Annotated in this window: 11 protein-coding genes; 8 read left to right on the forward strand and 3 right to left on the reverse strand. The window is 75.0% G+C overall.

Going from position 1 to position 10,241, the window contains the following annotated elements; genetic code table 11:
• The 3 genes from ACLIYP_RS26985 to ACLIYP_RS26995 form a co-directional block, all read left to right on the forward strand.
• The coding region (locus ACLIYP_RS26985) for a segregation and condensation protein A (RefSeq protein WP_412715712.1) at window positions 1-1,083 on the forward strand (1,083 nt) is incomplete at its 5' end.
• The gene (gene scpB, locus ACLIYP_RS26990) at window positions 1,080-1,784 is read left to right on the forward strand and encodes an SMC-Scp complex subunit ScpB (protein WP_412715713.1); all 705 of its coding nucleotides are present in this window, start codon (window positions 1,080-1,082) and stop codon (window positions 1,782-1,784) included. The genes ACLIYP_RS26985 and scpB, both read left to right, overlap by 4 nt.
• 22 nt (window positions 1,785-1,806) lie before the next feature.
• Window positions 1,807-2,985, forward strand: a complete 1,179-nt coding sequence (locus ACLIYP_RS26995; protein WP_412715714.1) for a pseudouridine synthase — start codon at window positions 1,807-1,809, stop codon at window positions 2,983-2,985.
• A gap of 88 nt (window positions 2,986-3,073) precedes the next feature.
• Here the strand turns inward: ACLIYP_RS26995 and ACLIYP_RS27000 are convergent, their stop codons facing one another.
• Window positions 3,074-3,817, reverse strand: a complete 744-nt coding sequence (locus ACLIYP_RS27000; RefSeq protein ID WP_412715715.1) for a nucleotidyltransferase domain-containing protein — start codon at window positions 3,815-3,817, stop codon at window positions 3,074-3,076.
• Between the two features lie 116 nt (window positions 3,818-3,933).
• Here ACLIYP_RS27000 and aroH point away from each other — a divergent pair, with 116 nt between their 5' ends.
• The 5 genes from aroH to der all read left to right on the forward strand — a co-directional run bounded on the left by aroH (window position 3,934) and on the right by der (window position 8,525).
• On the forward strand, window positions 3,934-4,296 hold the full coding sequence (gene aroH, locus ACLIYP_RS27005) for a chorismate mutase (RefSeq protein WP_412715716.1): 363 nt from the start codon (window positions 3,934-3,936) through the stop codon (window positions 4,294-4,296).
• The gene (locus ACLIYP_RS27010; protein ID WP_412715717.1) at window positions 4,293-5,381 is read left to right on the forward strand and encodes a prephenate dehydrogenase; all 1,089 of its coding nucleotides are present in this window, start codon (window positions 4,293-4,295) and stop codon (window positions 5,379-5,381) included. The genes aroH and ACLIYP_RS27010 overlap by 4 nt, the downstream gene beginning before the upstream one ends.
• Window positions 5,382-5,504: 123 nt before the next feature.
• On the forward strand, window positions 5,505-6,236 hold the full coding sequence (cmk, locus tag ACLIYP_RS27015; RefSeq protein ID WP_412715718.1) for a (d)CMP kinase: 732 nt from the start codon (window positions 5,505-5,507) through the stop codon (window positions 6,234-6,236).
• Window positions 6,194-6,910, forward strand: a complete 717-nt coding sequence (locus ACLIYP_RS27020; protein ID WP_412715719.1) for a lysophospholipid acyltransferase family protein — start codon at window positions 6,194-6,196, stop codon at window positions 6,908-6,910. Before cmk ends, ACLIYP_RS27020 begins: the two co-directional genes overlap by 43 nt.
• A gap of 148 nt (window positions 6,911-7,058) precedes the next feature.
• Window positions 7,059-8,525 (forward strand): ribosome biogenesis GTPase Der, encoded by a 1,467-nt coding sequence (gene der, locus ACLIYP_RS27025; protein ID WP_412715720.1) that lies wholly within the window; start codon window positions 7,059-7,061, stop codon window positions 8,523-8,525.
• A gap of 88 nt (window positions 8,526-8,613) precedes the next feature.
• On the opposite strand, the gene ACLIYP_RS27030 is transcribed toward der, so the two are convergent.
• Together ACLIYP_RS27030 and ACLIYP_RS27035 are read right to left on the reverse strand one after the other, a co-directional pair.
• The gene (locus ACLIYP_RS27030) at window positions 8,614-8,934 is read right to left on the reverse strand and encodes a hypothetical protein (protein ID WP_412715721.1); all 321 of its coding nucleotides are present in this window, start codon (window positions 8,932-8,934) and stop codon (window positions 8,614-8,616) included.
• Window positions 8,935-9,028: 94 nt separating this feature from the next.
• A complete protein-coding gene (locus tag ACLIYP_RS27035; protein WP_412715722.1) occupies window positions 9,029-9,865 on the reverse strand; it encodes a hypothetical protein in 837 nt (278 codons plus the stop codon).
• Window positions 9,866-10,241 lie beyond the last annotated feature (376 nt).

Genomic DNA, 10,241 nt, shown 5'->3' on the forward strand with positions numbered 1-10,241 from the left:
CCCGGGCCCGAGCCCGCGGGGGAGCCGGAACCGGCCGGTCCGGCGGGTCCGGCCGCCGCCGGGCCCGAGCCCGCACCCGGGCCGCCGTCCGGGCCCGAGGCCGTACCGGAACCGGCTCCGGCACTCGGGTCCGGACCCGAGCCGGAACGGGTACGGCAGCCGCAGCCCGGGGAGGGCCCGCCACCGGGGGAGGGCGGAGGGCAGGAGGACCGGGAGGAAGCCGGGGACGGCGACGCCGAGCCCGGCGACGGCCGCTTCAAGGTCGTCCTGGACAACTTCGAAGGCCCCTTCGACCTGCTCCTCCAGCTCATCTCCCGGCACAAGCTGGACGTCACCGAGGTCGCGCTGTCGAAGGTCACCGACGAGTTCATGGCGCACATCCGCGCCATGGGCCCCGACTGGGACCTCGACCAGACCACCGAGTTCCTGGTCGTCGCCGCCACCCTGCTCGACCTGAAGGCCGCGCGGCTGCTGCCCGCCGCCGAGGTCGAGGACGAGGCCGACCTCGCCCTGCTGGAGGCGCGCGACCTGCTCTTCGCCCGGCTGCTGCAGTACCGCGCGTACAAGCAGGTCGCCGGGATCTTCGACGGCCGTCTGGCCGCCGAGGCGCGCCGCCACCCCCGTACGGTGGGGCTGGAGCCGCACCACGCCGAGCTGCTGCCCGAGGTGGTCATCAGCATCGGCCCCGAGGGCTTCGCCCGGCTCGCGGTCAAGGCGATGCAGCCCAGACCGGAACCGCAGGTCTACGTCGACCACATCCACGCCCCGCTGGTCAGCGTGCGCGAGCAGGCGGAGATCCTGGTGGCCAGGCTGCGGGAACTGGGCGAGGCGAGCTTCGCGGCGCTCACCGAGGACGCGGCCGACACCCTCACCGTCGTCGCCCGCTTCCTGGCGCTGCTGGAGCTCTACCGCGAGCGCGCGGTCGCCCTGGAGCAGGAGGAGGCCCTCGGCGGCCTCACCGTGCGCTGGAGCGGCGGGGAGGAGACGCGGCCGCTGGTCACCGACGAGTTCGACGCGGGCGACGGCGCGGGCGGAGGTACAGGCGACGGCACAGGCGGCGACGGGAAGGACGGCCTCGGATGAGCGCGGACACGGACACGGGAACGGACCCGGCAGGGACGGGGACGAGCGGGGGAGCGGGGACGGGCGGGGCGGCGGAGGAGCCCCGGCCGCCGGCCGGTGCCTCCGCCGTCGCCGAGCTGGACCTCAAGCCCGCCCTGGAGGCGGTGCTGATGGTCGTCGACGAACCGGCAACCGAGGAGCACCTGGCCAAGGTGCTCCAGCGCCCCCGCCGCGCGATCGCCGTGGCGCTGCGCGAGCTGTCCGACGAGTACGCCCGGCAGGGCCGCGGCTTCGACCTGCGGCTGGTCGCCGGAGGCTGGCGGTACTACACCCGCCCCGAGTACGCCGACGCCGTCGAGAGCTTCGTCCTGGACGGCAGGCAGGCCCGGCTGACCCAGGCCGCGCTGGAGACCCTGGCCGTGGTCGCGTACCGTCAACCGGTCAGCCGCTCGCGCGTCTCGGCCGTGCGCGGGGTGAACTGCGACGGGGTCATGCGCACCCTCCTCCAGCGCGGGCTGATCGAGGAGGCGGGCACCGAACCCGAAACAGGTGCGATCCTGTACAGGACGACGAACTACTTCCTGGAGCGGATGGGCCTGCGCGGTCTGGACGAGCTTCCGGAACTCGCGCCCTTCCTCCCCGAGGCGGACGCGGTCGAGGCCGAGAGCCAGGAGGGCGTGCCGTCGTTCGACGTGGACGACAGCGGCGATTCCCAGACTTAGAGACAGTTAGACGGAAACCTTGATGCGAAGCAGCGGCAGGAACAGCAACCGGAACCACCGGGGCGCGGGCAACAGCCGCGACGACAGGCAGAAGCGCGCGGGACGCCCCCGCCCGGAGGAGCGCCGTTACGACGTCGGCTCCGGCGGCGGGCCCGACAAGCCGGGCAGGCCGGGCGGACCGGGCAAGTCCGCCAAGCCCGGCGGCGCGAAGGGCCAGGGCCGGCGGCAGGGCCAGGGCCAGAGCCAGGAGGGCAGGCAGGGGCAGGCCCCCGGGGGCGCCTCCCGGGGCGGGCCGAGGTCGGGTGCCGGGACGGGAGGTCCCAAGGGCCCCAGGACCGGCCCCGGGCAGGGCGGCAAGGGCGGCGCCCGCGGGCGTTCGGTCCCGGCGCGCCCCCGCGAGTACGACGCCCAGATCGAGGAGCGCAACCGCGCACGGCACGCCAAGCCGGCGCTCAAGCTGCCCAAGACCTTCGGCGAGGCGGAGGGCGAGAGGCTGCAGAAGGTCCTGGCCCGTGCCGGCATGGGCTCGCGCCGCGCCTGCGAGGAGCTGATCGACCAGCGCCGGGTGGAGGTCAACGGCGAGATCGTGGTCGAGCAGGGCCTGCGAGTGGACCCGGAGAAGGACGAGATCAAGGTCGACGGCCTGACGATCGCCACGCAGTCCTACCTGTTCTTCGCGCTCAACAAGCCCGCCGGGGTCGTCTCCTCCATGGAGGACCCGGAGGGCCGCCAGTGCCTGGGCGACTACGTGACCAACCGCGAGACCCGGCTGTTCCACGTCGGCCGCCTCGACACCGAGACCGAGGGGCTGATCCTGCTCACCAACCACGGCGAGCTGGCCCACCGCCTCACCCACCCCCGCTACGGCGTGGCGAAGACCTACCTCGCCGCCATCCAGGGGCCCATCCCGCGGGACCTGGGCAAGCGGCTCAAGGACGGCGTGAAGCTTGAGGACGGCTACGCCCGCGCCGACAACTTCAAGGTCGTGGAGAACACCGGCAAGAACTACCTCGTCGAGGTCACCCTCCACGAGGGCCGCAAGCACATCGTCCGCCGCATGCTCGCCGAGGCCGGCTTCCCCGTCGACAAGCTGGTGCGCACCCGCTTCGGCCCCATCGCGCTGGGCGACCAGAAGTCCGGCTGGCTGCGCCGGCTGACCAACACCGAGGTGGGCATGCTGATGCGGGAGGTCGACCTCTAGGCCGCCGCCCGCCCGCACACCGCCGGTCCCGGCCCGGGGTCCTCCCCGGGCCGGGAGCGGCACGCCTCCCGGCTCCCGGGCGGCCGGCTCAGACGCAGGCGCGGCGGACGCGGACCAGGAAGTCCTCCACCCGGGCGCGGTCCGGCTCGGCGGGCAGCGGGGTGGCGGAGGCGGCCCCGTCCGCCTCCTCGCGGAGGCGCGCGAGCCGGGCCTCCACCTCGGCCCAGGCCACCTCGCCGCGCCGGACGGCCAGCAGGCCCTCCCGGTACGGCCCCGCGTCCAGGACGAGTTCCCCGGTGCGCAGCAGATCGCGGCAGGACAGCAGCAGCCGCATCAGGTGCATGGCCTGCTTCCAGCGGATCTCGCCGCGGCCGCGCACCCGCGCCCGCAGCCTGCGGTGCTGTCCCTCGGCGTACCCGGTGAAGGTGCGGTGCGCGTGCCGGGAGAGGAACGCGCCGCGCAGGGCCAGAAGCTCCCGGCCGGTGTCGTCCAGGCGCTCGACGAGGGGGGAGTGCAGGCACTCCAGGATGCCGGGGTTCGAGGCCAGTCCCAGTGCGCAGAAGCGCTCCAGTTCCCAGGAGAACTCCTCCGGGCGCGGGCCCTCCACATGCGTCGGGGGCTTGTCCAGGCGCCAGAACAGCGGCGTCGGCGCGGCGTACACGCCGCGCCGGTCGGTGTCGCTGTCCTCGGTCGCCAGGCCGAAGGCGCGCGAGCCCATCACACAGGAGAAGACGGTGTGGTCGCGCACCAGGTCGTGCGGGTCCGGGCCGTGCGCTGCCGGGCCGTGCGGGACCCGGTCGTGCGGGGCGGGTGTGCCGGGTGCGGAGGGCATGGCCGCGATTGTGGCACGCGGCCGTCTCGCAGGGCGGGCGCGGACGCGGGAGCCGGTACGCCGCCTCTACGCTGGTCAGGACAGCAGTGCAGCCGCGGACGCAGGGGAGCGAGCAGGTGACGGTACGAGCGGTGCGGGGCGCCGTGCAGTTGGACCGGGACGAGGCCGGGCACATGGACGAGCGGGTCTCGCGACTGCTCACCGCGATGCTGGAGCGCAACGCGCTGACGGCCGACGACCTGATCAGCGTCTGGTTCACCGCCACCCCCGATCTGCGCAGCGACTTCCCCGCCGCCGCGGCCCGCAAGCTCGGCATCGTGGACGTGCCGCTGATCTGCGCGCAGGAGCTGGACGTGGCCGGCGCCATGCCGCGGGTGGTCCGCATCCTCGCCCATGTCGAGACCGGGCTGACCAGGGCCGAGATCTCCCACGTCTACCTCGGCGCCGCCGCGGCCCTGCGCAAGGACATCGCCCAGTGAGGACCGCGCTCGTCATCGGCACCGGACTGATCGGCACCTCCGTCGCCCTGGCCCTGGCCGGGCGCGGGGTGCGGGTGCACCTGGAGGACCACGACGCCGACCAGGCCCGCACGGCCGCCTCCCTGGGCGCGGGGACCGACCGGCCCCCGGAGGGGCCGGTGGACCTCGCCGTCGTGGCCGTGCCGCCCGCCCACATCCCCGCCGTCCTCGCCGCGGCCCAGCGCCGGAAGGCGGCCCGCGGCTATCTGGACGTCGGCAGCGTCAAGGGCGGCCCGCGCCGGGAGGCCGAGGCGCTGGGCTGCGATCCGGCCACCTACCTGGGCACGCACCCGATGTCCGGGCGTGAGATCTCCGGTCCGCTGGCCGCCACCGCCGACCTCTTCGAGGGGCGGCCCTGGGTCCTCACCCCCACCCCGGAGACCGACACCGAGGTGCTCAACCTCGCGCTGGAGCTGGTCTCGCTCTGCCGCGCCGTACCCGTGGTGATGGACGCCGACGCCCACGACCGGGCCGTCGCCCTGGTCTCGCACACCCCGCAGCTGCTGTCCAGCCTGGTCGCCGCCCGCCTGGAGGGCGCCGACGAGACGGCCGTGCGCCTGTGCGGCCAGGGCATCCGCGACGTGACGCGGATCGCCGCCTCCGACCCGGGCATGTGGATCGACATCCTGTCGGCCAACCCCGGCCCCGTCGCCGACGTCCTTGCCGCGGTGGCAGGCGACCTGGAGGAGACGGTGCGGGCGCTGCGCGCGCTGGAGTCCGCCGACGAGACCGAGCGCACCGGCGGCGCGGCGGGCATCGAGGATGTGCTGCGCCGCGGCAACAGCGGCCGGGCCCGGATCCCGGGCAAGCACGGGCAGGCCCCGGCCGCCTACGAGACGGTCGCGGTGCTCATCAGCGACCGGCCGGGCGAGCTGGCCCGCATCTTCGCCGACGCCGGACGGGCCGGCGTCAACATCGAGGACGTCCGGATCGAGCACGCCACCGGCCAGCAGGCCGGCCACGTCCAGCTCATGGTCGAGCCGAGCGCCGCCCCCGGGCTGGCGGCGGCGCTGCGCGAGCGGGGCTGGGCCATCCGGCAGCAGTAGGGGCACCCGGCCGACGGTAGCCTTGTGCCGGACGGGGAGGGCGTGCCGGCGTTCCCCTCGCCGGCGCCCCCGCGCCCGCGTCCCACCCGTGCTCCCAGCAGTTCGAGAAAGGTGCCCGACACCGTGGCAGCAACCTCCCGGCAGGCGTCCTCCGTGTCCCCGGACGCCCCGGCCCCCGTCATCGTCGCCATCGACGGCCCCTCCGGCACGGGCAAGTCGAGCACCTCCCGGGCCGTCGCGGCCAAGCTCGGCCTGAGCTACCTGGACACCGGTGCGCAGTACCGCGCGATCACCTGGTGGATGCTGACCCACGACGTCGACGTCCGGGACGCCGAGGCCGTCGCCGCCGCGGCCGACCGCCCCGAGATCCTCTCCGGCACCGACCCGGCCGAGCCGACCATCACCGTGGACGGCACGGACGCCTCCGGCCCGATCCGCACCCAGGAGGTCACCGGCGCGGTCAGCGCGGTCAGCGCGGTGCCCGCGGTGCGCACCAGGATCACCGAGCTCCAGCGGGCCATCGCCGCGGGAGCCCCCACCGGCATCGTCGTCGAGGGCCGGGACATCGGCACCACCGTCCTGCCCGACGCGGACCTGAAGATCTTCCTCACCGCCTCCCCCGAGGCCCGCGCGGCCCGGCGCGGCGGCGAGCTGAAGGGCAGCGGCGGCCGCCCGGTCGACCTGGACGCCACCCGAGAGGCGCTGCTCAGGAGGGACGCCGCCGACGCCGGCCGCAAGACCTCCCCGCTGCGCAAGGCGGACGACGCGGTCGAGGTGGACACCACCGAACTGACCCTGGAGCAGGTCATCGAGTGCGTCGTCACCCTGATCGAAGAGAAGCAGCAGGCCAGGTGAGCGCGGCGGACAGCGGCAGCGGCGGCCCGGGCCTGCCCAGCGCACGGGGCGCCGCGGTCGGGCGGCGCATCGGGATCGGCCTGATGTACGGGCTGTGGCGGCCCAGGGTGCTCGGCGCCTGGCGGGTCCCGGCCGCCGGGCCGGTGATCCTCGCCGTCAACCACACGCACGCCGTGGACGGCCCGCTGCTGATGGGGACCGCGCCCCGGCCGGTGCACTTCCTGATCAAGAAGGAGGCCTTCATCGGCCCCCTCGACCCCTTCCTGACCGGTATCGGCCAGATCGAGGTGGACCGGAAGGCCGCCGACCGCGTCGCGATAACCAGGGCGCTGGGCGTGCTGGGCAGCGGCGGTGTGCTGGGCATCTTCCCGGAGGGCACCCGGGGGGAGGGCGACTTCGCCTCGCTCCGCTCGGGCCTGGCCTATTTCGCGCTGCGCTCGGGGGCGCCCGTCGTACCCGTCGCGGTGCTGGGGACGGCCGGGACGCGCGGGCGCGCGATACCCGCGCTGCCCCCGCTGCGGGCCCGCGTCGACGTCGTCTTCGGCGAGCCCTTCGAGGCGGGCGACGGCAGCGGCAGGCGCACCCGGGCGGCGCTGGACGAGGCGACGGTGCGCATCGGCAGACGGCTGACGGCCCACCTGACCGACGCCCGGCACGTCACCGGGCGCGGTTAGGCGACACTGGACCTCTGCACCCGTGGCGCCCGCGCGTACCGCGCGGGGGCGCGCACCGCCCCGGACGGGGGCGTGCGCCCCACGGGGCACGCAGGGACACGGGGCACGCAGGGCCACGGACAACACGTACACACGAGGACAGGACTTCATGAACGAGCAGACCCACGTCGGCGACGAGCACGGGCACGGTGAGCTCGGCGACGCCGAGTACGCGGAGTTCATGGAGCTCGCCGCGCAGGAGGGTTTCGACGCCGAGGACGTCGAGGGGGCGCTCGGCGAGGCCGGGCACGGGCCGCTGCCGGTGCTGGCCGTCGTCGGCCGGCCGAACGTCGGCAAGTCGACTCTGGTCAACCGCGTCCTCGGCCGCCGCGAGGCCGTCGTGGAGGACCGCCCCGGCGTCACCCGGGACCGGGTCACCTACGAGGCCGAGTGGGCGGGACGCCGCTTCAAGGTGGTCGACACCGGAGGCTGGGAGCAGGACGTCCTGGGCATCGACGCCTCGGTGGCGGCCCAGGCCGAGTTCGCGATCGAGGCCGCCGACGCGGTGGTCTTCGTGGTGGACGCCACGGTCGGCGCGACCGACACCGACGAGGCCGTCGTCAGGCTGCTGCGCAAGGCGGGCAAGCCCGTGGTGCTGTGCGCCAACAAGGTCGACGGGCCCTCCGGCGAGGCGGACGCCGCTATGCTGTGGTCGCTCGGCCTCGGCGAGCCCCACCCGGTCTCCGCGCTGCACGGCAGGGGCACCGGCGATCTGCTGGACGAGGTGCTGAAGGTGCTGCCCGAGGCGCCGCCGCAGACCTTCGGCGGCGGAATCGGCGGGCCGCGCCGGGTGGCGCTGATCGGCCGCCCCAACGTCGGCAAGTCCTCGCTGCTGAACAAGGTCGCGGGGGAGGACCGGGTGGTCGTCGACCAACTGGCGGGCACCACCCGCGATCCGGTCGACGAGCTGATCGAACTCGGCGGCAAGACCTGGAAGTTCGTCGACACCGCGGGCATCCGGCGCCGGGTGCACCTGACCGAGGGCGCCGACTACTACGCCTCGCTGCGCACGGCCGCCGCCCTGGAGAAGGCCGAGGTCGCGGTCGTCCTCATCGACGTCAGCGAGCCGGTCAGCGTCCAGGACACCCGCATCATCACCATGGCGGTCGACGCCGGGCGCGCGCTGGTCATCGCGTACAACAAGTGGGACACCCTCGACGAGGAGCGCCGCTACTACCTGGAGCGCGAGATCGAGACCGATCTCGGCCAGGTGAAGTGGGCGCCGCGGGTGAACGTCTCGGCGCGCACCGGCCGCCACATGGAGAAGCTGGTGCCGGCGATCGAGACCGCGCTGGCGGGCTGGGAGACCCGGGTGCCGACCGGGCGGCTCAACGCCTTCCTCGGCGAACTGGTCGCCGCCCACCCCCACCCGATCCGGGGCGGCAAGCAGCCCCGCATCCTCTTCGGCACACAGGCGGGCACCCGCCCGCCGCGCTTCGTCCTGTTCGCCTCCGGTTTCCTGGAGGCCGGCTACCGCCGGTTCATCGAGCGCAGGCTGCGCGAGGAGTTCGGTTTCGAGGGCACGCCCATCCACATCTCGGTGCGGGTGCGCGAGAAGCGCGGGCGCAAGAAGTGAGGCGGGGGCGGGGAAGGCGCAGGCCGGTGCCCGCCCCGCCCGCCGCGGACGACCGGTGAGGGTCGTGCCCCTCTGCGGGGCACGGCCCTCACCGGTCGTAGGGGCGGCCGTCCCGCGGAGCGGGCGGCAGGACGGCGGGCGCCGGAGCGGCGGGGAGGAAGCCGCCGGCCCGGCGCCCGCCGTACCAGTGGGCCGTACCGGTGCCGAAGCCCGTGAACCGCAGTTCCTCCTCGCCGCTCCGGTCCCCGGGCAGGGCCCGGAACAGGCGCCGGTACTCGGCGTACAGCGCGTCGTAGATCGGAGTGGCCGGGAAGTGGCCCGACATGGGCTCGTGGGGGGCGCGCATCCCCGGGATCTGGCCGCGGTTGAGATGCGCGTTGTGGGTGCGGGAAGGTTCGTAAGGCTGCACGTCAGTGCCAACGATCACGCCGCCCGGCGGATGCGGGCCCGGAGGAGGGAAACCCCGGTAGGGGGAAGCGGGCCCTGCGGGTTTCCCGGGGTCCTCAGGTGCCCGCCAGCGGCATGGCGGCGGCCACCAGGAGGCCGCCCGCGGCGGCCTTCTCCAGCGCGTCGCGCAGCAGGTCCTCGCGCGGCTGCTGCCCGATGGTGCCGACCGGTGCGGCGTAGACGTAGACCGTCCGGCTCCGGTTGGCCGCCGTCCGCCAGTCGTCGGTGACCGGCAGCGGCTGGTGCGCCTGCCACCAGGAGGTGGGCTGCCCGCCGCCGGGGCCCGGCTGGAGGATGGCGTGGAGGCGGCCCATGGCCAGCAGGACGGACCAGCCGCCGACCGGCGCCGGGGCGCGTGCCACGTCGTTCACGGGCATGAAGCCCTGCTCGATGAGGAGCGGCAGGAAGTCGTCGCCGGGACCGTCGGAGCCGGGGCGGGCGATGGGCGCGGTGGGCTCGACGACGAGCGCGGGGTGGAGCTGGTCGTCGATGAGCACCTGGCCGCAGGTCACGCCCAGCACGGCCTGGCGCGGTGCGGGGGTGGGCCCGGATCCGGCGGAGGGCGCGCCGGAGGGGGAGTACGGCAGGGGCGCGCCGCCCGGTGCGGGGGCTTCGCCCGCCCCGGACCCGCCGGTGATGGTGCGCACGGCGTCCTTGAGCTGCTCCTCGGAGACCGGGACGACCTGGGACGGGATGCAGGTCGCGTGGGCGAAGGCGAGCACGGCCGTCTCCTCGCCGAGGAAGAGCACGGTGCTGGTGCGCTCCTGCTCGGGGTCGCCGGGGGCGCGGCATGAGGTGCAGTCGTAGCTGCCGGGGGCGCTGTCACCGGCGATCAGCCGGGCGGCTTCCTCCTCGCCGATCTCGGCGCGGACGTCGTCGCTGACATCGAGCATGGGGGACACGGGGAAACTCCTGGCGTTCGGTTCTGGTTCACATGCACAACGGGTGACCGAGTGCCGTGGTAACGCGCCGGGGGGAGCGCAGGTCGCACAGGCGGATGCGCGGTGCGTGACGCGCGCCGGTTCGTTCCGCTTCCCCCCGGAGAAGCCGGGTAACGCGGGAGAAGGACGGGCAGAGGACGGCGGCGCGGAGCGCACGGAGTCCGGTCCGCTGTCGGCCGACCGGGTGGGGACCGGGCCCCGCACTGGCGCGTTTGCGCCGGTCGCGCGCCTGCGCGGCCCTAGCGTGGAGAGGTGCCGCACACGCGTCTCGGCCCCCGGGCCGCCCCCGCCACCGCTCCGCCCCGCGCCGCTCCGGCGGCCCCGGCCG

Source organism: Streptomyces nanhaiensis, assembly GCF_046614825.1.
GTDB classification, from domain to species: domain Bacteria; phylum Actinomycetota; class Actinomycetes; order Streptomycetales; family Streptomycetaceae; genus Streptomyces; species Streptomyces radiopugnans.